General features: G+C 31.0%; 21 protein-coding genes. 15 read left to right on the top strand and 6 right to left on the bottom strand.

Features of this window, described 5'->3' with window-relative positions:
• The first annotated feature begins 1 nt into the window (after position 1).
• The 12 genes from ACQYZ7_RS13205 to rfbB all read left to right on the top strand — a co-directional run bounded on the left by ACQYZ7_RS13205 (position 2) and on the right by rfbB (position 13,844).
• Entirely contained in the window at positions 2–1,189 is a 1,188-nt protein-coding gene (locus tag ACQYZ7_RS13205; RefSeq protein ID WP_430730193.1) for an O-antigen ligase family protein, read from the top strand.
• 10 nt (positions 1,190–1,199) lie between these two features.
• Positions 1,200–2,234 carry a CapA family protein gene (locus ACQYZ7_RS13200; protein WP_430730192.1) on the top strand — a complete coding sequence of 345 codons (1,035 nt, stop codon included), beginning with the start codon at positions 1,200–1,202 and terminating at the stop codon, positions 2,232–2,234.
• 8 nt (positions 2,235–2,242) lie between these two features.
• Positions 2,243–3,625 (top strand): phenylacetate--CoA ligase family protein, encoded by a 1,383-nt coding sequence (locus ACQYZ7_RS13195; RefSeq protein WP_430730191.1) that lies wholly within the window; start codon positions 2,243–2,245, stop codon positions 3,623–3,625.
• A 5-nt stretch (positions 3,626–3,630) separates the two neighbouring features.
• Positions 3,631–5,748: a bi-domain-containing oxidoreductase gene (locus ACQYZ7_RS13190; RefSeq protein ID WP_430730190.1), complete on the top strand. Its 2,118-nt coding sequence runs from the start codon at positions 3,631–3,633 to the stop codon at positions 5,746–5,748.
• Positions 5,749–5,760: 12 nt separating this feature from the next.
• Positions 5,761–7,611: a heparinase II/III domain-containing protein gene (locus tag ACQYZ7_RS13185; protein ID WP_430730189.1), complete on the top strand. Its 1,851-nt coding sequence runs from the start codon at positions 5,761–5,763 to the stop codon at positions 7,609–7,611.
• Between the two features lie 5 nt (positions 7,612–7,616).
• On the top strand, positions 7,617–8,861 hold the full coding sequence (locus ACQYZ7_RS13180; protein ID WP_430730188.1) for a glycosyltransferase family 4 protein: 1,245 nt from the start codon (positions 7,617–7,619) through the stop codon (positions 8,859–8,861).
• Positions 8,861–9,466: a sugar transferase gene (locus ACQYZ7_RS13175; protein ID WP_430730187.1), complete on the top strand. Its 606-nt coding sequence runs from the start codon at positions 8,861–8,863 to the stop codon at positions 9,464–9,466. The genes ACQYZ7_RS13180 and ACQYZ7_RS13175 overlap by 1 nt, the downstream gene beginning before the upstream one ends.
• Positions 9,467–9,476: 10 nt before the next feature.
• Entirely contained in the window at positions 9,477–10,124 is a 648-nt protein-coding gene (locus ACQYZ7_RS13170) for an acetyltransferase (RefSeq protein WP_430730186.1), read from the top strand.
• A gap of 1 nt (position 10,125) precedes the next feature.
• Positions 10,126–11,262 (top strand): DegT/DnrJ/EryC1/StrS family aminotransferase, encoded by a 1,137-nt coding sequence (locus tag ACQYZ7_RS13165; protein ID WP_430730185.1) that lies wholly within the window; start codon positions 10,126–10,128, stop codon positions 11,260–11,262.
• A gap of 72 nt (positions 11,263–11,334) precedes the next feature.
• Complete coding sequence (rfbA, locus tag ACQYZ7_RS13160) at positions 11,335–12,210, top strand: glucose-1-phosphate thymidylyltransferase RfbA (RefSeq protein ID WP_430730184.1); 876 nt, start codon at positions 11,335–11,337, stop codon at positions 12,208–12,210.
• Between the two features lie 2 nt (positions 12,211–12,212).
• Complete coding sequence (rfbC, locus tag ACQYZ7_RS13155) at positions 12,213–12,767, top strand: dTDP-4-dehydrorhamnose 3,5-epimerase (protein WP_430730183.1); 555 nt, start codon at positions 12,213–12,215, stop codon at positions 12,765–12,767.
• A 30-nt stretch (positions 12,768–12,797) separates the two neighbouring features.
• Positions 12,798–13,844, top strand: a complete 1,047-nt coding sequence (gene rfbB, locus ACQYZ7_RS13150; protein WP_430730182.1) for a dTDP-glucose 4,6-dehydratase — start codon at positions 12,798–12,800, stop codon at positions 13,842–13,844.
• Positions 13,845–13,934: 90 nt separating this feature from the next.
• Here the strand turns inward: rfbB and ACQYZ7_RS13145 are convergent, their stop codons facing one another.
• From ACQYZ7_RS13145 to porV, 5 genes are all read right to left on the bottom strand, one after another.
• Positions 13,935–15,767, bottom strand: a complete 1,833-nt coding sequence (locus tag ACQYZ7_RS13145) for a LysM peptidoglycan-binding domain-containing protein (protein ID WP_430730181.1) — start codon at positions 15,765–15,767, stop codon at positions 13,935–13,937.
• A gap of 30 nt (positions 15,768–15,797) precedes the next feature.
• Positions 15,798–17,333 (bottom strand): glutamine-hydrolyzing GMP synthase, encoded by a 1,536-nt coding sequence (gene guaA / locus ACQYZ7_RS13140; RefSeq protein ID WP_430730180.1) that lies wholly within the window; start codon positions 17,331–17,333, stop codon positions 15,798–15,800.
• 71 nt (positions 17,334–17,404) lie between these two features.
• Positions 17,405–18,469: a 3-oxoacyl-ACP synthase III family protein gene (locus tag ACQYZ7_RS13135; RefSeq protein WP_430730179.1), complete on the bottom strand. Its 1,065-nt coding sequence runs from the start codon at positions 18,467–18,469 to the stop codon at positions 17,405–17,407.
• Between the two features lie 174 nt (positions 18,470–18,643).
• The gene (cdd, locus tag ACQYZ7_RS13130) at positions 18,644–19,126 is read right to left on the bottom strand and encodes a cytidine deaminase (protein ID WP_430730178.1); all 483 of its coding nucleotides are present in this window, start codon (positions 19,124–19,126) and stop codon (positions 18,644–18,646) included.
• A gap of 82 nt (positions 19,127–19,208) precedes the next feature.
• Positions 19,209–20,303: a type IX secretion system outer membrane channel protein PorV gene (porV, locus tag ACQYZ7_RS13125; RefSeq protein WP_430730177.1), complete on the bottom strand. Its 1,095-nt coding sequence runs from the start codon at positions 20,301–20,303 to the stop codon at positions 19,209–19,211.
• A gap of 374 nt (positions 20,304–20,677) precedes the next feature.
• On the opposite strand from porV, the gene gldJ reads away from it, so the two are divergent.
• Together gldJ and ACQYZ7_RS13115 are read left to right on the top strand one after the other, a co-directional pair.
• Positions 20,678–22,378 (top strand): gliding motility lipoprotein GldJ, encoded by a 1,701-nt coding sequence (gene gldJ, locus ACQYZ7_RS13120; RefSeq protein ID WP_430730176.1) that lies wholly within the window; start codon positions 20,678–20,680, stop codon positions 22,376–22,378.
• A 63-nt stretch (positions 22,379–22,441) separates the two neighbouring features.
• The gene (locus ACQYZ7_RS13115; protein ID WP_430730175.1) at positions 22,442–23,704 is read left to right on the top strand and encodes a UDP-N-acetylmuramoyl-tripeptide--D-alanyl-D-alanine ligase; all 1,263 of its coding nucleotides are present in this window, start codon (positions 22,442–22,444) and stop codon (positions 23,702–23,704) included.
• Here the strand turns inward: ACQYZ7_RS13115 and ACQYZ7_RS13110 are convergent.
• Positions 23,701–24,552 (bottom strand): N-acetylglucosamine kinase, encoded by an 852-nt coding sequence (locus ACQYZ7_RS13110; protein ID WP_430730174.1) that lies wholly within the window; start codon positions 24,550–24,552, stop codon positions 23,701–23,703. The genes ACQYZ7_RS13115 and ACQYZ7_RS13110 overlap by 4 nt on opposite strands.
• Before the next feature lie 173 nt (positions 24,553–24,725).
• Between ACQYZ7_RS13110 and ACQYZ7_RS13105 the strand changes: the two genes are divergently transcribed.
• Positions 24,726–25,433: a tyrosine-protein phosphatase gene (locus ACQYZ7_RS13105; RefSeq protein ID WP_430730173.1), complete on the top strand. Its 708-nt coding sequence runs from the start codon at positions 24,726–24,728 to the stop codon at positions 25,431–25,433.
• Positions 25,434–25,477 lie beyond the last annotated feature (44 nt).

The raw sequence follows: 25,477 nt of genomic DNA, 5'->3' as shown, positions 1-25,477 counted from the left end.
AATGAGATATTTTATTGACCCATATATTAAATTTCCCACAGGAAAAATAAAATTCCATGTAAAAATGGCTATTATTTTTTTTTCGTTAGGCTTTTTATTTATAAACTTTTCATTATTAGAGAATTCGACTAGGCAAATGTTATCCTTTTCTATGTTTGGAACTTCAGTACTTTTTTCTTTTTTTGAGTTGTTTCCAGATATTTTAAAAAGGGGGCAAATTAAAGCTTTACTTATAGGAGGTTCCATTATATTATATACCATTTTATTTAGTTCTTTTGTTGAACCATATGGTGAATATGGAGGAAACAAATATCCTTACTTTCTGTTTGTGATTTTTATTAGTTTTATTACTACCCCCTCACTTTTGAAATATGAAAATTCAGTAGAATTGTTTAATAAACTACTTTTTTATATTTCGTTAGTATTATGTGTGTTTTCAATTTTATACGCTAACCCTAGTTTAGGGAGACGTGGAGAATTTGGTTTAAATCCAGCAATTTTAGCTAGATTATGTATGATTGCGGGAATCTATATTACCGCGGTTATGTTTTGTAAAGGAATAACTGTATTTAGAGTATTGATATTATTATTATCTTTAATAGCTGTTTTTTTTACTGCTACTAAAACACCAGTTCCCGTTTTTTTATTTTCTTTTTATTGTCTTGTGGTAAAAAAAATAAATTTAAAAACAGGGTTTAAGATGTTTTGGGGAGGAGTAGGTTTTGTTTTGTTATCATATATAGTGTTAGTAAATTTTATTCCGAGTGAATTTTCAGAACGTATTTTAGATCCCAAAAGTTTATCTACTGAAAGACAATCTGTAGAAGGTAATCGTTTTCAGTTATATCAATTGTCTTGGGATATTTTAGAAAAATCCGTTGGAGGACATGGTTTTGGTGCATTTGCTAAATTTCATGCTTTTATTGTGGCTCCTCATAATGTAATATTAGAAATTAGTATTGAACTTGGAATTTTAATAACTATATGCTTTTTGATTTGGATTTATGTGATTTTAAAAAGAATAAGAAAAATGAACATAGAGAGTGTAAATGTTTTATTTATTTGTAATTTATTTGTATATTCTCTTATTAGCTCCATGTTCGGTGGTGAATTAACACTACAAAATCTATTACTTTATTTGACAGGTTCATTTATTATACTATATGGAAAAAATTATTACATAAAATAATAATATAAATATGATATTTGTAGGGGATATAGCATTACCAAAGCGAGAGATTGTAGAAAATTCAAATTTTCCAGAATATTTTAAAAATAAAAAATGGTTTGGAAATTTAGAAGGAGCTTTAATAAACGATGATAATTACAATTTAAAAGTAGTTTATAATGATATTAATTCTGTTAAAGCATTAGTAAAGAAATTTCAGTTTAAAGGTTTTGCTTTAGCTAATAACCATATTTTTGATGTTGGAACTATAGAAGATACAAAGCTATGTTTACAAAAATTAAATATTCCTTTTTGTGGTATAGGGAATAATATAAACGAAGCAAATCAAGAAATAGTAATTGAAGAAGCAAATCAGAAAATAGTTATTATAAACTTTGGCTGGGAAGTAATACAATGTGAAGTTACTAATGGAAATTCAAAAGGGGTGAATCCATTGAGGAAAGAACATGTTATAAAAACAGTAAAAGATTTAATTAAAAAATACCCTACTTCTAAAATAATTCCTTTTATGCATTGGAGTTATGAACTGGAAGCGGAACCCCAACCATTTGAAAGAGAATTAGCTAAAAATCTTATTGATTTAGGAGTATCAGCTATTATAGGTTGTCATCCACATAGAATTGGAGGTATAGAAATTTATAAAAATAAACCTATTGTGTATAGCCTAGGAAACTGGATGTTTCAGCAAAACTTTTTTTATGGTAAAACTGTAAAGTTCCCAGATTTTTGTAGTATACAATTAGCTTTTGAGTGGGATCTTGAAGAAAATACATTAAGGTTTCATTTTTTTAAATTTGACAGAGAAAAGAATTCTGTAGTCTTTGAAAAAACAGAAGATATAAATGGGGAATTGGTAAAGTCATATACTCCCTTTGAAAATTTAAACAACCAAGAATATATAACTTGGTATAAAACTCATAGATTTCATAGAAAAAAAGGGTTGCCAATTTATTATTGGAATGATTCGACTGTAAAGATTCTGGTTAAGAATAATGTAAATAAATTACGTGATTTTTTGATACGTTTCCTTGTGAAATTAAAGTAATTAGAAGTATGAAAGATAAACTATTAAATATATATTCTAAATCTCCAGTTTGGATTCAAAATATGGTTTGCACGTTTAAAGGAAGAATAGAGAAAAAGAGCCGTTTAGGAGGAGATTTTAATAAAATTTATTCAGACTTATTGAAATCAGAATATTTTGATAAAGAAAAAATAGAACTTTACCAATATGAAAAAACAAAAGAAATATTAGAGTATTGTAATGATAATATACCTTATTATCGAGAACTATTTGAAAAAATAAATTTTGATATAAAGGATTTTAAATCATTAAAAGATTTGGAGAAAATTCCAGTTTTGACTAAAGAAATTGTAAGGAATAATTTTAAGAAATTAAAAAACCCAAACTTTGAAGGAAAAGTAGTTCACTCTCATACTTCTGGTAGTACAGGGAAGTCTTTACAATTTATCTTTACAGTAAGTGCTATTCAATATCGATGGGCTTTATGGTTTAGACATAAAAAGCGTTTTGGTATAAAACCAGAGGATTCGTATGCTACTTTTACAGGGTTGCCCGCAGTGCCTTTAAATCAGAAAAAACCACCATATTGGAGAGAGAATAGAGCGATGAAACAAACTATTTTTACAATGCATCATATTAGTAATAATACAGTTGAAAGTATTGTAAAAAGGTTGAATAAAGGAGGTTTTAAATATTATAGTGGATACCCTTCAATATTATTTTCATTAGCAAATTTAATAGATGAAAATAATTTAGAAATAACAAATTCACCTAAAGTGATTTTTACAGGAGCTGAAGCTTTATTGAAATATCAAAGAGATAAAATAAGTGAAGTTTTTGGGTGTTTAGTTACTGATCAATATGGATTTTCGGAAGGGTGCGGAAATGCTTCAAGATGTGAAGAAGATTTATTTCACGAAGACTTTGAATATGGGGTTTTAGAGTGTTATGACCCTAAAAAAAATGAAGATGGTTCAACTACAGGAACCATTTTGGCAACTGGTTTTACAAATTTAGCTATGCCTTTTATTCGTTATCAAGTTGGGGACACAGCGACTTGGGTTGATTTAGATTGCTCATGTGGAAGAAAATCTAAAACAATTAAAGAAATAAATGGTAGAAATGAAGATTTTGTAATAACACCAGAAGGAAATAAAATACTGAGATTTGATTATATATTTAAAGACACTTTATCTATAAGTGAGTCTCAAATTGTACAAAAAGAGTTAGGTAGTATAGTAATAAAAATAGTTGAAAGAAAAGGGAATAATAGAAGTGATGTAGAAAAACTTTTAAGGAAGGAAATAAAAAATAAAATAAGTAGAGGACTGAAAGTATCCTTTGAATATGTTTCTGAAATTGAAAGGAGTAATACGGGCAAATTTAGAGCTGTTAAATCCCTAATAAAATAAGTAGCATGAAACAAATCATACAATCCTTTAAAACAGGATCCACCATATTAGAAGAAGTACCAGCGCCACAGGTAAAAAGAGGAGCCGTTTTAATACAAACCACCAAGAGTTTGGTGTCGTTAGGTACAGAGCGTATGTTGGTAGAATTTGGGAAATCGAATTTAATATCCAAAGCAAAACAGCAACCTGATAAAGTAAAGCAGGTGTTGGATAAAATTAAAACCGATGGTTTAGTACCAACTTTAGAAGCGGTTTTTAATAAACTAGGAGAACCACTACCACTTGGGTATTGTAATGTAGGTAGAGTAATTGCTGTTGGTGAAGGTGTAACTGATTTTAAAGTTGGGGACAGAGTAACTTCAAATGGACAACATGCTGAATATGTGTGTGTGCCTCAAAATTTAGTAGTACATATCCCAGATAACGTAACAGATGAAGAGGCTTCTTTTACGGTAATTGGAGCTATCGGTTTACAAGGGATTCGTTTGTTAAACCCAACACTTGGAGAAACGGTTGTGGTAACAGGTTTAGGACTGATAGGTTTAATTACAGCGCAATTGTTAATAGCAAATGGATGTAGAGTAATAGGGGTAGATATAGACAGTGCTAAATTAGAATTAGCAAAACAATGGGGAGTTATTCCTTTTAACCCAATTTCTGGAGGTGATGTGGTGAAGTTTGTTGAAGAGCAAACAAATGGAGTTGGAGCAGATGGAGTAATTATTACGGCATCAGCTAAGACAAATGAAATTGTGTCTCAAGCTGCTAGAATGTCACGTAAACGTGGAAGAATTATTTTAGTAGGGGTAATTGGACTAAATTTAAGTAGAGCAGAATTCTACGAAAAAGAGTTGTCCTTCCAAGTTTCTTGTTCGTATGGTCCTGGGCGTTATGATGAAAATTATGAACAAAGAGGGCAGGATTATCCTTTACCGTTTGTAAGGTGGACAGAGAAAAGAAATTTTGAGGCAATATTACAAACCATTTCTTCAGGTAAGCTTAAGGTTAAAGAAATGATTTCTGAGGTAATACTTTTAAAGGATTATTTGAAAATTTACGGAGAAATTGGCGCAAGTAAATCAATAGCGTCTATTCTATCGTACCCAGATTATGAAGGAAAAACTCCAGTTAACGTAATCTCGTTAAACAAAAATAGTTTTGAAGGAAAAAAAGGGGTTCTAGGAATCATTGGAGCTGGAAATTTTACTAAAATGACAATGCTTCCTGCTTTTAAAAATACGGGAGCAGATTTAAAATATATTGCTAGTCAAGGAGGAGTCTCTGGAACAGCAATGGCACAAAAATACGTTATTGCAAACTCTACATCTGATTATAAGGAAATTTTAAATGATAAAGAGGTTGATTTAGTTTTAAACACAACCCGTCATAATCTACACGCTTCTATGACTGTAGAAGTTTTAAATGCAGGAAAACATGCTTTTGTAGAAAAACCTCTTGCGCTAAATGAACAAGAATTACAACAGGTAATAGAGGCATATCAGAAGAATAATAAAACTGTAACTGTTGGATTCAATAGACGTTTTTCTCCACATATTGAAAAAATAAAAAGTGTTCTTGGAAATTCTTCAATGAATGTAATTGCTACAATGAATGCTGGAGCAATTCCTGCAAATGTTTGGGTACATGATTTAAAAGTTGGAGGAGGAAGAATCATAGGAGAGGCTTGTCACTTTATTGATTTAATTACTTTCTTAACTGGAAGTAAGGTAAAGAGTATTTGTATGAACGCAATGGGAGTAAATCCTGAAGAGAATACAGATAATGCAACTATATTACTGAAATATGAAAATGGTTCCACTGGTGTGATTAATTATTTTGCAAATGGTTCTAAAGCATATTCGAAAGAAAGAGTAGAAGTTTATTCACAAGAGAGAACTATTGTAATGGATAACTTTAGAGAGACAAAAGCATACGGATTTAAAGGCTTTTCTAAATTGAAAACAAAACTAGATAAAGGGCATAAAAACCAATTTACTAAATTGATTCAAACCATTCAAAATGGTGGAGAAGCATTAATTCCTTTTGATGAAATTGTGAATACAACTCGTGCGAGTTTTGCTGCAATTGAAAGTTTAAAGCAAGGTAAGTGGATTGATTTATAGAGTTTAAAACCAATGAAATTAAAACTAGTTCTTCAATTGGTAAAAAACATGGGACTTCGATATATAAGTTATCGTGTTTATAACATTTTTGAACAAAAGTCAGGAAGATTAAAAAAGAAGCACCCAATGCATGTTTCTTTTAAAAACTTTATTTCTCTTGAAGAATGGAGAAAAACAAATTTTTCATTTTTAAATTTAAGAAATGGAACTAAGAGCCCCACGAAAGAATTAGAAGAAAAAGCTAAAAGAATTTTAACTGGAGAAATTTCTTTTTTTAGTTCAGAATGGAAAAATTTAGGATTAGAGTATGATTGGATTACAAACCCGTCAACAGGTTTTGTATATGATATTTCTAAGCATTGGTCTGAAATTCCAGATTTAGCGAAAGAAGCAGGAGATATAAAATTTGTTTGGGAAAAATCTAGATTTAACTACTTACTTACTATTTTACGTTATGACTTTCATTTTGGAAATAATAATGCAGAGTTTATTTTCTCTGAAATAGAAAGTTGGATAGATGCAAATCCAGTAAATCAAGGCCCAAATTGGCGTTGCAGTCAGGAAATTTCATTACGAATTTTTAATTGGTGCTTTGCTTTAGACTATTATAAAAATGACCCAGCGCTTACTGAAGTAAGATGGAATAAAATTCAGAATACGGTTTATTGGTCTGTTCACCATGTGTATCATCACATTAATTTTTCAAGAATAGCCGTAAGAAATAATCATGCAATTACAGAAACATTATTTTTGACATTAAGTGAATTACTGTTTCCTTTTATTTCTGAAACTAAAAAATGGGCAAGGAAAGGGAGAAGTTATTTTGAAGAAGAAATAGATTACCAAATCTATGATGATGGAACTTTTCTTCAATTTAGTATGAACTATCATCGAGTAGTAATTCAACTACTTTCTTTAGGTATTACAATTTCTAAAAAATACGAAAAATCATTTTCTGATAATGTGTATCAAAAAGCATATAAATCATTAAACTTTTTGTATCAATGTTTACAAGAAGAAAATGGGAGTTTACCCAATTATGGAGCGAATGATGGAGCGTGGTTTTTTCCTCTATCCGATACAGATTATAGGGATTACCGACCGCAATTAAACAGTCTACATAAGATAATTACAGGGGATTATTTATATAATAAAGAAAGTTTAATAGAAGATTTTTTAAATTTTAATTTAAAGTCTAAAAAAATGAAAAGTATTACAAAGGTTTACGGAGTACAATCATTTAAGATAGGAGGTTATTATGTTTGTCGTAACTTAGACAATTTTACATTTATAAGATGTGGAAATCATAAAGACAGGCCTTCACAAGCAGATAATATGCATGTAGATATTTGGGTGAAAGGTAAAAATATATTAAGAGACTCAGGTTCTTATAAATATAATACTGAAGAAAAGTATATTGAATACTTTAATGGTTCAAAAGGGCATAATTCAGTAATTGTTGACGGAAATTCTCAAATGTTAAAAGGAAGTCGATTCATTTGGTTTTATTGGACACAATGTGTTAATGCTGAATGGAGAGAAACAGAGGAAGTATATGTTTTTGAAGGAACCATTAAAGCTTTCCAGCAACTAAATTCATCAGCAAGACATTTTAGAAAAGTAGAAATTTCGAAGAAAGAAAATTTTTGGAGAGTATATGATAAAATCACAGGTTTAGATTCTCTAGAAAAAAAGCAGTTTTGGCATTATGATGAAGCAAAGATCGAATGGAGTTCAAATGCATTGAGAGAGTTAAAAGAAGAATCATTTGATTCTTCTTTTTATGGGGTAAAAGTAGAAGGAGAAGCAAAAACGTTTGTTTTTAAAAATGAAATAGAAACTGAAATCAGTTATAAAGACTAATACAAATGAAAATATTATTAATTCATCAATATTTCTTAGAAAAAGAAGATGGAGGAGGATCCAGGTTCAATGAAATGACTAAAACATGGTCTAGTCTAGGGCACTCTGTAACTGTTTTAGCAGGAATGGTTCATTACAATACAGGTAAAAAGCAAGATAGGTATAAAGGGAAATTCACATTTAAAGATAATCAATTTTATGACGATGTAGATGTAATTAGATGTCATGTGTCTGAAAGTTATAATGTAAATTTCTTTGGAAGATTATGGGCGTACTTCTCTTTTGTCTTTTCAAGTATTTATGCTGGATTATTTAAAACAAAAGGGAAGTATGATATTATCTTAGTAACATCACCTCCATTATTTGTTGGAATTACGGCTTATGTGCTTTCGTTCTTCAAAAGAGTTTCTTTTGTTTTTGAAATCAGAGATTTATGGCCTGAATCAGCTATAGATACTGGAGTTTTGAAAAACAAGCAAATTATAAGTTTCGCATACTGGTTTGAGAAGTTTATTTATAAAAAATCTAAGCTAATAAACGTTTTAACTCCTGCGTTTAGAGATAAATTAATAAAGGATAAAAATATTCCTTCTAAAAAAATTATATTTATACCTAATGCAGCAGATTTTACTTTGGCAGAGAAAATACAAGAAAATTTAGATGCAAAAGAATTTAAAAAAGAACTTGGTTTAGAAGGCAAGTTTGTAATTACGTACGTTGGAGCGCATGGAATTGCTAACCACCTTATTCAACTGGTAGATGCAGCTGAAAATTTAACGGATACTAGTGTGGTATTTCAGCTAATAGGAGATGGAATGTGTAAGGTGGACTTACAAAATAAAGTAGCTAAGAGAAATTTAAAAAATATAATCTTTAGAGATCCTGTATCTAAAAAAGAAGTATTTAAATATATTCTAGCATCTGATATGGGAGCGTCAGTGTTAAAAAAAGCAGATACTTTTAAAACTATCTACTCCAATAAAACATTTGACTATATGTCATGCAAGAAACCAATTTTATTAGCAATAGATGGTGTTTCTAGAGATTTAGTAAACGATGCTAAATGTGGTATATATGTTGAACCAGAAAATATTCAAGAAATAACCAACGGGATAAGAAGAGTGTTAACTTTATCTGAAAATGAACTAGAACAAATGGGAGAGTCTGGTTATAACTATGCAAAAAAGTATTTTGACAGGGATAAATTAGCAAAAGAATATATTAGTGAAATAAAACAAGTATTAAAATAATGTATAAAGGTTTTATTAAACAATTTTTAGATTTTATAATATCCTTTTTAGGTTTTATCATTTTATCACCAGTTTTTCTAATAGTCACAATTGGATTATTGTTTGCAAATCAAGGAAAACCTTTTTTCTTTCAAAAGCGCCCAGGAAAAAATGAGCGAATTTTTAAGGTCATAAAGTTTAAGACGATGAACGATAAAAAAGATGTTCAAGGAAATTTATTATCAGATGCAGATAGACTAACAACTATAGGTAAGTTCGTAAGGAAAACTTCTTTGGATGAAATCCCTCAGTTACTAAATGTACTAAAAGGAGATATGAGTTTAATAGGACCACGACCTTTATTACCTGAGTATTTACCATTGTATAACGAGGAGCAAAAAAAACGACATAATGTTCGTCCCGGTATTACGGGATGGGCACAAGTGAATGGACGAAATGCGATCAGTTGGCAGAATAAATTTAACTACGATGTTTGGTATGTGGAAAATTTAAGTTTTGTATTAGATGTAAAAATTTTCTTTTTAACTTTTTTAAAAGTATTCAAATCAGAAGGAATTAATCAAAAAGGTCAGGCTACAATGCAAGCTTTTAATGGGCAAAATTAATTTAATGAAAATGAAAAATATAGCAATTTTTGGTGGTGGAGGTTTTGGAAGAGAGGTAAAAACAATTATAGATAAAATCAATAAAGTTAATCCTAATACATACAATTTTATCGGATTTTATGATGATGGGATAGAGAAAGGGGAAATAGTTAATGGTTATCCTGTTTTAGGTGGTCTTGAAGATGTTAATAATTATAAAGAGGAGCTAAATTTGGTTATTTCAATTGGAGATCCTAAGATTAAAACCAGTATTCTTAATAAAATTTCAAATCCGAAGATAAATTATCCTTGTATTATACATCCAAATACGTCAATTTCAAACGATGATGTAGTTATAGGAAATGGATGTATTATTTGTGAAGGAACAATAATAACTTGTAATATAAAAATTGGAAATTTTGTTATTTTGAATTTGTCGTGTACAGTAGGGCATGATACTGTTATAGAGGATTATTGTGCTTTTATGCCTTCGGTTAATATTTCAGGAGAAGTGATAATTAAAAAAGGTGTTTATGTGGGTACAGGTGCAAAGATTATCAATTTATTAGAGATTGGGGAAAACACCATTGTTGGTGCAGGTGCTGTTGTTTCAAAATCATTACCAGCCAAATGTACAGCGGTAGGAATTCCTGCAAAACCAATTAAATTTCATGAATAATATGAATAAAGAAAAAATATGGTTATCCTCACCACACATGGGAGGAGGAGAACAAAAGTATGTTCAAGAAGCGTTTGATACCAATTGGGTAGCACCTTTAGGGCCTAACGTGAATGGTTTTGAGAAAGATTTAGAGGAGTATGTAGGAGAAAACTCAAAAGTTGCTTGTTTAGCTTCTGGAACTTCAGCCCTACATTTAGCATTGATTTTAGCGGGAGTAAGCAATGGAGATGAGGTTTTGTGTCAAAGCATGACATTTTCCGCTTCTGCAAATCCAATAACTTACCAAGAAGCGATACCTGTTTTTGTAGATAGTGAAAAGGATACATGGAATATATGTCCAAAAGCATTAGAAGAAGCTATTGAAGGAGGTATTGCTAAAGATAAAAAACCAAAAGCAATCATTGTAGTGCATTTATACGGAATGCCTGCTAAAATGGATGAAATTGTAGCGCTTTCTAAAAAATACGATATAGCCTTAATTGAAGATGCCGCTGAAGCGCTTGGATCAACCTATAAAGGACAAAAATGTGGTACGTTTGGCGATTTCGGAATTTTATCATTCAACGGAAATAAAATAATAACGACTTCTGGTGGAGGTGCTCTGGTATGTAAGAATGAAGAAGATAAACAAAAAGCCATCTTTTTAGCAACCCAAGCACGTGATAATGCACCTCATTACCAACATTCACATATAGGATATAACTATCGTATGAGTAATATTGTGGCAGGTATTGGTCGTGGTCAAATGGAAGTGCTAGATAAGCATGTTGATCTTAGAAGAGCTAATAATCAATTTTATCAAGAGTTATTCAAAGATGTAAATGGTGTTGCGGTATTAACAGAACCAACATCAGAATATTTTTCAAATCATTGGTTAAGTGCTGTAGTAATAGAAGAAAGTAAAACAGGTTTTTCAAGAGAAGACCTACGTTTAGCTTTAGAAAAAGAAAATATAGAGTCTCGTCCCTTATGGAAACCCATGCATTTACAACCTGTTTTTAAAGATTGTAAGTATTACGGAACGAATGTCTCAGAAAAATTATTTGAAAACGGATTATGTTTACCTTCAGGATCTAATTTAACGGGTGAGGGTAGAGAGCGAATTCAAGAAGCGATTCAAAAACTAATAAAATAGAAAATAAAGCTCAGGTTTTTCCTGAGCTTTATTTTTTCTATAAATTAGCATACTCGTAATAACATTTAATAAATGAAAGGAATCATACTAGCAGGCGGATCAGGAACACGTTTATATCCGATTACTAAAGGAGTATCAAAACAGTTACTTCCAGTGTATGATAAACCAATGATTTATTATCCGTTATCCGTACTAATGCTAGCAGGTATTAAAGAAATTTTAATTATTTCTACTCCTGATGACTTACCAAGTTTTCGAAAGTTATTGGGAGATGGTAATGACTTGGGGATTCATTTAAGTTATGCCGAACAACCTTCTCCGGACGGATTAGCACAAGCATTCATCATTGGAGAAGAATTCATTGGAAGTGATGATGTATGTTTGATTTTGGGAGATAATATTTTTTATGGTCACGGATTACCAGAAATGCTCCAGTCAGCTATTCATAATGTTGAAAAAGAGAATAAAGCTACTGTTTTTGGCTATAATGTAAAAGACCCAGAACGTTATGGAGTGGTGGACTTTGATGCGAATGTGAATGCAATTTCTATCATAGAAAAACCCAAAGAACCGAAATCTAATTATGCTGTGGTTGGACTCTATTTTTACCCAAATAATGTGATTCAAGTGGCAAAAAATGTAAAACTATCAAAAAGAGGAGAGTTAGAAATCACATCTGTAAATCAACATTATTTAGAAAGCGAACAGTTAAAGGTTGAGTTAATGGGACGTGGCTATGCATGGTTAGATACCGGAACACATGATTCTTTATTAGAAGCCAGTCAGTTTATTGAAACAATAGAAAAACGTCAAGGGTTAAAGGTGGCTTGTATAGAGGAAATAGCTCTGTACATGGGCTATATTAATAAAGAACAAGTAAAAAAGTTAGCTGAACCTTTAAGAAAAAATAGCTACGGACAATACTTGTTAAATTTAGTAAAAGAATAGTAATGATTTTTACGAAAACAGAAATTCCAGAGGTTGTAATTATTGAACCGAAAGTTTTTGGAGATCAAAGAGGATATTTCTTTGAATCGTTCAATCAAAAGGAATTTGAAGAACATATCGGACAGATACATTTTGTGCAGGATAACGAATCGAAATCCACTTTTGGAGCATTAAGAGGATTACACTTCCAAAAGCCACCTTTTGCACAAGCTAAGTTAGTCCGATGTATTCAAGGAAAAGTATTAGATGTAGTAGTGGATGTCCGAAAAGATTCACCAAGCTATGGTAAGTATATTGCCGTAGAATTATCAGAAGAAAATAAAAAACAATTATTCATTCCAAGAGGTTTTGCACATGGATTTGTAACCTTATCTAAAGAAGCCATTTTTGCATATAAGGTGGATAACTGGTATGCTCCTGAATATGACTCAGGAATTATATGGAATGATACTAATTTAAATATTGACTGGAAAATTGATGCTAACGACGTGATACTTTCTTCAAAAGACGCACAGCTTTCTACTTTTAAAGACTTAGAAACTCCATTTATTTATTAGTAACTTTGAGGAGTTTATATTGAAACTTTCATGAGGAATATATTAATTACAGGAGGAGCAGGATTTATAGGGTCTCATGTAGTACGCTTATTTGTTAATAAGTACCCAGACTATAATATCATAAATTTAGATGCTTTAACCTATGCAGGGAATTTAGAAAACCTAAAAGATATTGAAGGGAAGTCTAACTATACTTTTATCAAGGCTGATATTTGTGATTACAAAACTATAAATTCGATTTTCTCAAAATATAAAATAGATGGAGTGATTCATTTGGCTGCAGAGTCACATGTAGACCGATCGATAAAAGACCCTTTTTCTTTTGCTAAAACTAACGTAATGGGAACCTTATGCTTATTACAAGCTGCCCAAAACTACTGGGAAGGTGATTTTAACAACAAGTTGTTTTATCATATATCCACAGATGAGGTATATGGTTCTTTAGAAGAAGAAGGTTTTTTTACAGAAACAACATCGTATGACCCTCATTCACCATATTCAGCTTCTAAAGCTTCTTCAGATCATTTTGTAAGAGCGTTTCATGACACCTATAGTTTACCAATTGTTATTTCAAATTGTTCTAACAATTATGGGGCAAATCAATTTCCTGAAAAATTAATTCCGCTTTTTATCAATAATATTTGTAATAATAAACCTCTGCCTGTATATGGAAAAGGGGAGAATGTTAGAGACTGGCTGTACGTAGAAGATCATGCGAAAGCAATAGAAATTATTTTTCATAAAGGGAAATTAGGAGATACTTATAATATTGGAGGTTTTAATGAATGGAAAAACATCGATTTGATAAAAATCTTGATAAAAACTGTAGATAAGTTGTTAGGTAGAAAAGAAGGAGCTTCAGAGAAACTAATTACTTATGTGAAAGATAGGGCAGGGCATGATTACCGATATGCAATTGATTCTTCCAAGTTAAAAAATGAATTAGGTTGGGAACCTTCTTTGCAGTTTGAAGAAGGAATAGAGCAAACAGTTCAATGGTACTTAGAGAATGAAGAATGGGTGAAAAACGTAACCAGCGGAGAGTATCAAAAATATTATAAAGAAATGTATGAATAATAAAAAAGCCAAAACTTAAGTTTTGGCTTTTTTTATTATATTGTCCCGTCCTATAATAAGTTGACACAAAATCGACTTATTATGAGAGGTCTATCTTAGTCTACTCAAACTTAAATCTCCATTGTATTTAACAATAAATAAACCTTGGTTTCCGCTACTTCCAAACGTTTTTTTATGATAATCAAATTTATTCTCAACACGTAAAGATACCCCTTTTTTAAAGGTGTCCGTAAGCTTATCTCCTGAAGCTAAACGCATTAAAACATCGTATGTAATATCAAAGCCTTTGATAGCATAATCAGAAGGAATGGTGTTGTTTTTTTGTAAGTATTTATTATTAAAAGCTTTAGTATCTATAGCTTCTTCATCTGTGTAAGTGTTTGAAACATAAGTAAAGTTAACACTAGCCAGTTTGTTATTATCAATTCTATCATAAGCGGAGCCTTTTTCTAAAGTAAATACTTGTACTTTAACTTCATCAGGGATGCCAATCATACTATTAAGAGCATCAGCTACAACAACATTATCATCAGAAGTAATAATAACCCAATTATGTCTTTTTGAAGACATTTTAGATGTAAAGCGGGCTCTTTTTATATAGCCTTTTTCAGGTTTTAAAACATGTATAGTGTTTATACTATCATGTTTCTTTAGCTCAGAAATAATTTTAGAAACTTTTGCGTTTGTGTCTTTTCTTTCATCACTTACAATAAAAATTTCTTGATCTTTATAACTGTCTTTTAAATAAGAAGCTAAATAACCCGCATAATTCTCTTTTTCAGGAGAAGTTTTAACTAATTTAGATGAAGTGAATTTACTTTGTTTACTAGAGTAATGAGGGAAAACAACAGGAGCATTCACATCACGAGCAACAACTTCAGCTTTATCAGAGTAAAAAGGTCCTATAATAACATCAGTATTTTCCAGTTTTTTATCTTTTAATATGGTCGCAATATTTTTTCCTCTATTTCCTGTATCAAAAATATTTACATTTACTAGCACTCCTTGTTTTTTAATAGAGTCGATAGCCACTTCTGCTCCCATGTAAAAATCAGTAACCATATTTGCTAGTTGATTTCCTTCAAAAATATCTTTACTCGATTTAGAGCTATATTCATTTGCTTTAAAAGGAAGCAAGATAGCAAGGTTTATAGAGGTGTCTACTTCAATAGAATCTTTATAAAAAGTATAATTTTCTTTTTTACTTACCTCCTCTATAGGTTTAATTTTTAATAATTGACCTATAGATAATTTATTATCAGCTAAATCTGGATACTCAGGATTTAATCGTAATAAATCTTCTTTCGTAACATTATAAAAACGAGTTAAACTATACATCGTTTCTTTACTCTTAACAGTGTGAGTTAAGAACTTTTCTAAAACTTCATCTTTATTAATTGTAACTGTTTTTTCTATAGCCTTAACTTTTAATACCTGACCAATACTTAGATTATTACTCTGAATATTTGTGTATTCAGGATTAAATTTAATTAAATCCTCTTTTGTTATATCATATTGTTTTGTAATACGATATACAGTTTCTCCTTTTTGTACTTCATGAGTTTCATATTCAACAACTGTTTGTTGAAAAACAGTACCATCTTCTTGATTTTCAGGAGCCGTTTCTTCGTTATTATTAGTGTCGGTAGTATTTACTTCTTCTTCAGGCGAAGTAGTAGTAGATGAAGAAGTACTCTTTTTAATTTTAGGGTTTGGTATTACAATTACCGTGTTAGCATCTGGACGTCTTCCAATATCAGGATTTAAACGTAATAAATCTTTCGTTTTCATATCCAAGCGATCAGCAACGTCTCGCATCGTTTCTCCTTCTTGGATTTTGTACGATACATAACGTTTTTGTTGACCGCAAGAAACGGTAAAAGTTAAAATACAAACTAATAGTAAAAACTGTAATTTCTTCATCTACTCTTTTTTTATATTAATGATGGACTTTTATTCCCATTCAATTGTTGCTGGTGGCTTAGAGCTAATATCATATACAACTCTATTCACACCTTTTACATTATTAATTATTTTATTTGATGTTTTTTGTAAAAACTCATAAGGTAAATTAACCCAGTCTGCAGTCATACCATCAGTACTTTCTACAGCTCGTAAAGCTACTACTTTTTCGTAAGTTCTTTCATCACCCATAACTCCAACAGAATTTACTGGTAATAAAATAGCGCCTGCTTGCCATACTTTATCATATAATCCGCTTTCTTTTAATCCGTTGATGAATACTGCATCTACTTCTTGTAAAATACGAACCTTTTCAGCTGTAATATCTCCTAATATTCTAATAGCCAAACCAGGACCAGGGAATGGGTGACGACCTAATAACTCTCTATCTATTCCCATAGAGGCTCCTACACGACGTACTTCATCTTTAAAAATCATACGTAAAGGTTCTACTATTTTTAGTTTCATGAAATCAGGTAATCCACCTACATTATGATGACTTTTAATGGTTGCTGATGGTCCTCCATTTACAGAAACTGATTCAATCACATCTGGATAAATAGTTCCTTGGGCTAACCATTTAGCATCTTCTATTTGGTGTGCTTCATCATCAAAAACATCAATAAAAACTTTACCAATAGCTTTACGTTTTGCTTCTGGGTCGCTTAACCCAGCAAGTTCGTCCAAAAAACGTGCCGAAGCATCAACTCCTTTAACGTTTAATCCCATGCCTTCGTATTGCTTTAATACGTCGGTAAACTCATTTTTACGTAACAATCCGTTGTTAACAAAAATACAGTGTAAGTTGCTTCCAATTGCTTTATGTAATAATACTGCAGCCACGGTAGAATCTACTCCTCCTGATAAGCCTAAAACAACTTTATCATTGCCTACTTTTGCTTTTAATTCAGCTACTGTTTCATCAACGAATGAATCTGGTGTCCATGTTTGAGCTACCCCAGCTATATTAACTAAAAAGTTTTGTAATAATTGTTTACCATCTGTAGAATGATATACTTCTGGGTGAAATTGAATAGCATAGGTAGTTTCTCCATCAATTCTGTATGCTGCATTTTCTACATCATGAGTGCTTGCTAATAATTTTCCGCCAGTTGGTAATTCTTTAATCGTGTCTGAATGGCTCATCCAAACTTGGCTTCCTTCAGAAATACCTTTAAAGAATTCTTCTCCTTCTTTGATAAAAGATAAATTAGCTCTTCCGTATTCGCGAGTGTTAGAAGGTGCTACTAAACCACCAGAAAAATGAGCTAAGTATTGAGCTCCATAACAAACTGCTAATAAGGGTTTTTTACCTCTAATCTCAGATAAATCTGGATGTGGAGCTTCTTCAGAACGAACCGAAGATGGGCTTCCTGAAAGAATTACAGCTTTAAAATCGTTTAAGTTTTGTGGTATTTTGTTGTAAGGGTGAATTTCACAATAAATGTTTAATTCTCTTACGCGGCGCGCAATTAACTGCGTGTATTGCGATCCGAAATCTAATATAAGTACGTTGTGTTGTTGCATGCGCAAAAATAGTACTTACATTTTATATTTGCGAGAATATTCAGCAAGAAATTAATGAGTTTTAAAAACAATTAAAACTTATAAACGATAGCGTTAATATTCATACCTGCACCTACAGAAGCTAAAATAATAACATCGCCCTTTTTTACTTCCTGATTTTCTATGTTTCCTTTTAAAACTAAATCGAGTAGAGTAGGTACGGTTGCTACAGAACTATTTCCTAATTTATGAATACTCATCGGCATTATGTCTTTAGGAACTGGTTTTTTATATAAGCGATAAAAACGTTTAATAATGGCTTCATCCATTTTTTCATTAGCTTGATGAATGAATATTTTTTTAACATTATCGATGTCTACGCCACTTTTATCTAAAGCAGTTTGCATTGCTTTAGGTACATTATTTAATGCGAACTCATAAATTTTTCGTCCGTGCATTTTAATATAACGAATATCGTTGTCCTTGTTTTTGTCATTAGAATTCCCGAAAAATAAATAATAGGCTTCTTCTTTAGTAAAAGTTTGTGATGCATGGCTAAGAATACCACTATCGTTATTATTTGAAGCTTCAACAATGCAAGCACCAGCACCATCGCTATAAATCATAGAATCACGATCGTTTATATCTACAACTCTCGATAAAGTTTCTCCTCCAATAACCAAACATTTTTTAGCAATTCCCGCTTTGATAAAAGCTTGTGCTTGAATGACTCCTTCAATCCAACCGGGACAACCAAATAAAATATCGTATGCTACACAATTTGGGTTCTCAATCTGCAATAAATATTTTACCCGAGTAGCTAAACTAGGAAGAATATCACTTTGAATAGCGTCTGTTTTAACATCTCCAAAATTATGAGCAAAAATAATATAGTCTAATTCTTCAGGATTAATATTTGCATCTTCAATTGCTTTTTTTGCTGCAAAAAAGCCAAGGTCTGAAGCTTTATATTCAGGTTTAGCATAACGACGTTCTTCGATACCCGTTATCGATTTAAATTTTTCAATAATTACAGAGTTTGAATTATCAAAGGAAGTTCCATCAGCATTCAAAAAGAAGTTGTCATTAAACTTACTATTCTCTTTTTTGATTGATGGTATAAAGGCTCCTGTTCCTGTAATTACTGATAGTTTCATTAGGTTCGTTGATTTTTTAATGTTGGGTAATTACAAATAAAGCATTTTTATTGACGATTACCTCTTTATATACAGCCATTTTTTTAAAATTATGATATTCTTAAAAAAAGAAGATTGTGTTGTTTTTTTTACAAAAAACAAAAGTGTTTATTTGTAATTTTAATGTTTCGTCTGTTATAAATAGGAACTATCAAAAGAAAAAGGTAATAGAGAAAGAAGAGATTCTGTTTTTACAATTTTACCAACTTCACCCATAAAAATAATTTCAATAGGTTGCTGTTGATTGATTTCGTATTCTGATAATGTTTGACGACATGCACCACAAGGACCAACAGGTTTGTTAACAGTTGAATTTTCTGAAGCTGCAGTTATTGCTATTTTTTTTACATTCATATTAGGGAATTCAGATCCAGCCTTCCAAATAGCAACACGTTCTGCACACATGCCAGAAGGGTAAGCAGCACTTTCTTGATTATTTCCTAAAATAACTTCCCCGTTATCAAGTAATATAGCTGCTCCTACATTAAACTTGGAATATGGGGCGTATGCTTTTTTTCTTGCTTTTACTGCTTCTTTAATTAAAAAAGCATCTTCAGTTGATAATTGTGAAATATTATCAAATAAAGTAGCAGAAGTGGTTATGTCAATTTTCTTCATAGTAAATAAATTAGTCAAAAAAAGCAGTCGAGTAGACTGCTTTTGTATTCTGATACGAATTTATAAAAAAAAATCTTGTTTTTTAATAAACTTCATACAGTTCTCCTAAATCAAATGATAAAGAAAAACGTAATGTGTTTTCTAGTGGGTTATTAACTGCTGCCGTATTTACTAAATATGATAAATCTAAAGTAAAAGCTCTTGCGGTAAACCCTGTGCCTAAGGTTAAGAATTGACGTTGTCCTTTTTCTTCACTTTCATGAAAATAACCAGCTCTTAGAGCAAAGGCATTGTTATATAAATACTCAGCACCTAAAGCCCAAGTAGTTTCTTGTAATTCTTCACTAAAACTTCTGTCTCCTAAAGAAGTAAACATTCCTTCAAACCAACCTCTCTCTGAGTTAGGACTTGATGGAACTAATAGTTTTGTGAATTCTAAGTTAAGTCCAAAAATATTTGAATCATCAAAGATGAAATCAAAACCACCACCAATTTTAGCATTAGTAGGAATAAAGTTAGGAACTCCAGGGCTATACTCAACTTTTGGTCCTATGTTGGCTATATTAAAACCTAATCGGTAACGTCCGTTAAAGCTTCCAAAGTTTTCCTCTTTAGATTGGTAATATCCAGAAACATCAACAGCAAAAGAATTAACGGCATCTAAGTTAGAGTCATTACTTCTTATTTTGTAATTAGAATGGATATACTTTAAACCAATTCCCATAGAAAAAGTTTCACTTAACTTTAATGAATAAATACCTGTAATGGCTAATTCATTAGGGTTTTCTGTTCCGTTAGAAACACCACTGTCATTAGTTAAAGCGACTTCTCCTAGAGAAAAATACTTTAAATCAACTCCCCAAGCTGATTTTTCACTATACCTATTAACATAAGAACCTCCACCAACGAAAATATCATCGGTTAAGTTTCTAAGCCAAGGAGTATAGTTAAGTCCTATGCTTATTCTGTTTTGATTAAATGCGGTTTTTGCAGGGTTGTGAAAGATAGAAAAGGCATCTGAAGATGTAGCAACTCCAATATCTCCCATACCACCAGCACGAGCATCAGGTGTAATCAATAAAAAAGGCATTGCCGTGGTATTTATTGATGTTTGGGCTTGCGCTTTATTTTGAAGGGTAAAGCACACAAAAAATAATACGATTGATAATTTTTTCATGTAAAATTTGATTAATTGTTTAGCAAATATATAATTTTTCTTGGGGGAGTTTAAAACTAATAGCTTTTTTTAAACTTCTTGTAATACCAAACTTAAAAGTTTATTTACTAGTTTAATAAGGTAACGATATTACTAAGATTATATTATATATTCCATTAGAATTAAAAAGCAGATTATTTTTTTACCACTAAAATATTAAAATTTAATAGCCTATATTTTAATCTTTTTCTTAGATTCGTAATAATAAAGTATAAAAACTGTCGTTTGTAATCTTGCATAGACAAGGTTACTAAAAGTGAATTTATAGATAAATTAGTTGTAAGAAATTAGAAATATTGTAAATTGCGACACCCTTAAAAAACAGTTAAAAATACATGAAAAGTACGTTGAAATTATTTAGTTTATTAGCGATCACTGGTTTATTAGTTACTTCTTGTAAGAGTAATGGAGGTGGGTCGAGTAAGTCTTCATTAACTGGTTGGAACTTTAATGACCCTAATTACGGAGGTTATTTGAAGGGAGAATACAAAGAAGGAAAAAATGTCCCACCAGGAATGGTACATATTGAAGGAGGTACCTTTACTATGGGATTAGTACAGGATGATGTTATGTTTGATTGGAATACAACTCCTCAAAAAATGCACGTTCGTACTTTTTATATGGACGAAACTGAGGTAACCAATGCAGAATATGGATTGTTTATGCAGTATACCAAAGATGTATTTCCACCAGAAGATCCGCAGTTTAAAAATATTTATCCTTCAGTTTTACCAGACACATTAGTTTGGAGAAAAGGATTAGGTAATACTAACCTGTTATCAGAAAGTTATTTAAGACACCCGTCTTATGCAGAATACCCTGTGGTTGGAGTTAGCTGGATACAAGCTAATAAATACTGTAAATGGCGTACTAATGCTGTTAACTTAAAGATATTAATGGATAAAGGAGTTATTAAAAATGTTTTTAAAGAAGACTCAGTAAGTTTTAAAGGTGAAAACAATTTTGATACAGATACTTATTTAACAGATCCGTATGCTATTTTTGATGGAGATTCTACTATTTATAAAAAAGGGATTCCAGTGCCAAGAGCAAAAGGAGAGCCTAAACCAGCAAAAGGGACTTTTACAGGAAGACAAGTAACTTCTTCTGATGGTATTTTATCTCAGAAATTTAGATTACCAACAGAGGTAGAATGGGAATATGCTGCAAAAGCTATTTTTGAAAACCGTGAGTATAATAATATTAGAGGTAGAAAAAAGTATGCTTGGAGTGGGAAATATACTCGTGATAGAGATAAGAGAAGAAGAGGAGACCAGTTAGCAAACTTTAAGCAAGGAAAAGGAGACTATAGTGGTATTGCAGGATGGAGTAGTGATGGATCAGATATTCCTAATGCTGTAAGAAGTTATCCTCCTAATGCCTTTGGATTATATGATATGTCTGGTAATGTATCTGAATGGGTTGAAGATGTATATAGACCAATTATCGACTCAGAAGCAAATGACTTTAACTACTTTAGAGGTAATATCTTTACAAAAAAATTAATCAACGAGGAAGGTAAAGTTGTTATTGTAGGTGATGGAGAAGTACAATATGATACTTTAGAGAATGGTAGAATTGTACCTAAAGATTTACCAGGAAGTGTTAAGTATATTCCAATTACTAAAGAAGATACTTACATGAGAAGAAACTATAATTTAGCAAACAATTCAAGTTTAGGTGATGGAGATCAAGCTTCTTCTAAGTTTTATGGATTAGATAAAGATCAGTTAGATCGTACTACAAGAATGTATAACTCTCCACAAAAACCTGAAGCAGAAATTGATACTTTAGGAAACGTTATAAATAACTACAAGTATGATGATAAGAGAAGAACTACATTAATTAGTGATCAATCTAGAGTTTACAAAGGTGGTTCTTGGGCTGATAGAGAATACTGGTTAGATCCAGCACAAAGAAGATATTTCCCAGAATATATGGCAACAAATTATATCGGATTTAGATGTGCTACAGATAAAATGGGACCAATGGTATTGAACAAAAGAAAAAAAGCAGTACCAGATAAAGTTAAATAATTATTATTTTAATAATATAAAGGAACCTCATTGAATCTCAATGAGGTTCTTTATTTTTACAATATGAAGATAGAAGGTTTATATGAACTGTATGTTACTCATGGCTTAGTAGATACAGATACTAGAAATATTAGAAAAAATACACTTTTTTTTGCTTTAAAAGGAGAGAATTTTAATGGAAATAAGTTTGCTGAAGAAGCGATAACTAAAGGAGCTAGTTTTGCAATTATTGATGAAGCTGAGTATAAAACATCTGATAGAATAATTTTAGTAGATGATGTTTTAGGTGCACTTCAAGAGCTTGCAAATTATCATAGAAATCAGTTACAAGTTCCAATAATTGCTCTAACAGGAAGTAATGGAAAAACTACGACAAAAGAGCTAATAAATGCTGTTCTTTCAACGAAGTATAAAACAACAGCTACCAAAGGGAACCTAAATAATCATATTGGTGTACCATTGACTTTATTGTCAATGAATAAAAGCACAGAGATTGGTATTGTAGAAATGGGGGCAAATCATGCAAAAGAAATTGAGTTTTTATCAGAAATAGCAAATCCTGATTACGGATATATAACAAACTTTGGAAGTGCACATTTAGAGGGGTTTGGTTCTTTAGATGGAGTGGTGAAAGCTAAGTCTGAATTGTATGATTTTCTCAAGGCACACAATAAAAAAGTATTTGTGAACCCTAATGATGAAAAGCAAGTAGCTAGAACTAATGGTATAGAGACAATTACTTTTGAAAAAAGTATAAAATTTACAGAGGCAAATCCATTTGTAAGGCTGTCTTATAAAAATACAGATGTTTTAAGTAACTTAATAGGAGCTTATAATTTTGCTAATATATCAGCTGCAATAACTATTGGAAACTACTTTAACGTATCATTAGAGCAAATAAAAAATGCTATTGAGAATTACGTTCCTTCTAATAATAGATCTCAAGTAATAAATACTGATACTAATAGAGTAATTCTAGATGCATATAATGCCAACCCTACAAGTATGAAAGCAGCTTTAGAGAGTTTTAGTAAATTAAATGCTAGTCATAAAACAATAATTTTAGGAGATATGTTTGAGCTAGGAATATATAGTTCAAAAGAGCATCAAAGTATAGTTAGAGAAGTTGAAAAAAATGATTTTGATGTTGTTTTTTTGATAGGAGAAAACTTCTATAATACTATTTCTAGGACTAATAAAATAATCAAATTTAGGTCTTTTAATGATTTAGAAGAGTATTTACAAAATAACTCAATAACAGATAGTACTCTTTTAGTGAAAGGGTCGAGAGGAATGGCTCTTGAAAGAGTTGTAGAGCTTTGTTAAAATGAATTGTTTCTATGAAAGTCAACCAAATTATCAATAGGACGTTGAATTACATCAGTAACAGATAGCTTATTTTTTGATGCAACTTTTTCTAATATGTCTTTAAAGTAATAAGCTATAGAGCCAATAAAATAAATCGGGGTTTGACTATCTTTTTCAAAAGGAAGAATACGATACTTGAAAAATTCTTGAACCCCTTTTTTAATCATTCTTCTAATATACTTGTCATCTTTATACTCAAGCATAAATTTAGCAAATGAAGCTAAATACATATTGGGGTAAGGCTTCCTATACAAATTCATTTTTACAATATCAATGTCAAGGTCGAAAGAAGTTTTAAATGCCGAAGCTATTCTTTTTGGCATTTTCTTGTAGTAAAAATCACGTAATAATTGTCTACCAAAATAATTTCCGCTAGCTTCATCCATAACAGTATAACCTAATGAGGGGGCGGTTGTAGTCATGCTTTTACCATTATAATAACAACTGTTAGATCCTGTTCCTAAAATACAGACAATCCCAGGTTTATTGCCAGTACTAGCATAAACAGCAGCTAAAGTATCTTCAGAAACAAACACTTCGGCTTTTTTAAAGACAGATTTTAGAACATTTTGCAAGTTTTTAGCAGTTTTTGCACTCCCACAACCAGCACCATAGAAATGAACTTGGAGCGTGTCGTCTTGTACTTTCAATAAATCGTAAGCATGATTGATTGTACTTAGCATTTGTTGTTTTGTTAAAACCGAAGGGTTTAAGCCTAGAGTAGTAGTTCTAAAAACTTCTTTCTTTGTGTTGTCAAGAGCAATCCAATCGGCTTTTGTAGAGCCTCCATCGGCAATTAAGATCATTTAGTACTTTTTTGAGTCAAATATATATCATCAAAATTAAATGACAATTATTTAATTTTAAAAAATAAAAAGGAATGAAATTTGTTGTAGTATAGTAAGTTTATTATTTTAAATTTGCAAATAAATAGATATTTTACCTTAGTATGTTGTTTTTAAAAAAAAAAGAAATCCCCTTGCAAGATGTTTTCCCAGAAGGGTTTGTTGACATTCATTCACACTTATTACCAGGAATAGATGATGGGGCAAAGGATATTGAAAACTCAATCTCACTAATCTCTAAAATGCATTCTTACGGAATTAAGAATTTTGTAACAACTCCACATGTTTTAGGAGATGTGTACCCTAATTCATCAGAGACTATAAAAGCTAAATTAGAAGAAGTAAAAACAGCTTTAAAAGAAAAGGGTTTAGATGATATTTCGATAAGAGCTGCAGCAGAGTATATGATGGATGAGCGTTTTGTAGAAAGATTGAAAGCTGATGATATCTTGGTTTTGAAAGATAGCTATATACTTGTTGAAATGTCATATTTTAATGCTCCTTATAATTTATATGATATACTATTTGATATACAATTAAAAGGATACAAGCCAGTTTTGGCACACCCAGAAAGATATAATTTTTATCATAATGACTTTCAGAATTTTTATAAATTAAAGAAAGCAGGATGTGTTTTTCAATTAAACCTTTTGTCTTTAACTGAACAATATGGAAAAGGAGTGCAAAAAACAGCACAAAAGTTATTAAGCGAGGATATGTATGATTTTGTTGGTACAGATACACACCATCATAACCATTTAAAACTTTTACAGAAAATAGGAACTGTAAAAACAAAAAAACAAATAGATAAACTATTAGAAAATAATAAGATGTTTAAATAAAAAAGGAAGCTTTTAAAGCTTCCTTTTTTATTTAACTGGTTGTT

Origin of the sequence: Tenacibaculum sp. SDUM215027, assembly GCF_050566205.1 — a bacterium.
Taxonomy (GTDB): domain Bacteria; phylum Bacteroidota; class Bacteroidia; order Flavobacteriales; family Flavobacteriaceae; genus Polaribacter.
The sequence above is the reverse complement of the archived record's forward strand: the minus strand, read 5'-3'. Positions and strand labels throughout refer to the sequence as shown.

What these genes read in the sequence shown, in the direction of transcription:
- ACQYZ7_RS13170 (WP_430730186.1), top strand. Translation starts at nt 9,477, where the DNA reads ATGAAAAATATAGCAATTTTTGGTGGTGGAGGTTTTGGAAGAGAGGTA.
- ACQYZ7_RS13205 (WP_430730193.1), top strand. Translation starts at nt 2, where the DNA reads ATGAGATATTTTATTGACCCATATATTAAATTTCCCACAGGAAAAATA.
- guaA (WP_430730180.1), bottom strand. Translation starts at nt 17,333, where the DNA reads ATGCAACAACACAACGTACTTATATTAGATTTCGGATCGCAATACACG.
- ACQYZ7_RS13145 (WP_430730181.1), bottom strand. Translation starts at nt 15,767, where the DNA reads ATGAAGAAATTACAGTTTTTACTATTAGTTTGTATTTTAACTTTTACC.
- ACQYZ7_RS13115 (WP_430730175.1), top strand. Translation starts at nt 22,442, where the DNA reads ATGAAGATAGAAGGTTTATATGAACTGTATGTTACTCATGGCTTAGTA.
- rfbA (WP_430730184.1), top strand. Translation starts at nt 11,335, where the DNA reads ATGAAAGGAATCATACTAGCAGGCGGATCAGGAACACGTTTATATCCG.
- rfbC (WP_430730183.1), top strand. Translation starts at nt 12,213, where the DNA reads ATGATTTTTACGAAAACAGAAATTCCAGAGGTTGTAATTATTGAACCG.
- ACQYZ7_RS13175 (WP_430730187.1), top strand. Translation starts at nt 8,861, where the DNA reads ATGTATAAAGGTTTTATTAAACAATTTTTAGATTTTATAATATCCTTT.
- ACQYZ7_RS13180 (WP_430730188.1), top strand. Translation starts at nt 7,617, where the DNA reads ATGAAAATATTATTAATTCATCAATATTTCTTAGAAAAAGAAGATGGA.
- ACQYZ7_RS13200 (WP_430730192.1), top strand. Translation starts at nt 1,200, where the DNA reads ATGATATTTGTAGGGGATATAGCATTACCAAAGCGAGAGATTGTAGAA.
- gldJ (WP_430730176.1), top strand. Translation starts at nt 20,678, where the DNA reads ATGAAAAGTACGTTGAAATTATTTAGTTTATTAGCGATCACTGGTTTA.
- ACQYZ7_RS13110 (WP_430730174.1), bottom strand. Translation starts at nt 24,552, where the DNA reads ATGATCTTAATTGCCGATGGAGGCTCTACAAAAGCCGATTGGATTGCT.
- ACQYZ7_RS13195 (WP_430730191.1), top strand. Translation starts at nt 2,243, where the DNA reads ATGAAAGATAAACTATTAAATATATATTCTAAATCTCCAGTTTGGATT.
- ACQYZ7_RS13165 (WP_430730185.1), top strand. Translation starts at nt 10,126, where the DNA reads ATGAATAAAGAAAAAATATGGTTATCCTCACCACACATGGGAGGAGGA.
- ACQYZ7_RS13185 (WP_430730189.1), top strand. Translation starts at nt 5,761, where the DNA reads ATGAAATTAAAACTAGTTCTTCAATTGGTAAAAAACATGGGACTTCGA.
- cdd (WP_430730178.1), bottom strand. Translation starts at nt 19,126, where the DNA reads ATGAAGAAAATTGACATAACCACTTCTGCTACTTTATTTGATAATATT.
- ACQYZ7_RS13190 (WP_430730190.1), top strand. Translation starts at nt 3,631, where the DNA reads ATGAAACAAATCATACAATCCTTTAAAACAGGATCCACCATATTAGAA.
- rfbB (WP_430730182.1), top strand. Translation starts at nt 12,798, where the DNA reads ATGAGGAATATATTAATTACAGGAGGAGCAGGATTTATAGGGTCTCAT.
- ACQYZ7_RS13135 (WP_430730179.1), bottom strand. Translation starts at nt 18,469, where the DNA reads ATGAAACTATCAGTAATTACAGGAACAGGAGCCTTTATACCATCAATC.
- porV (WP_430730177.1), bottom strand. Translation starts at nt 20,303, where the DNA reads ATGAAAAAATTATCAATCGTATTATTTTTTGTGTGCTTTACCCTTCAA.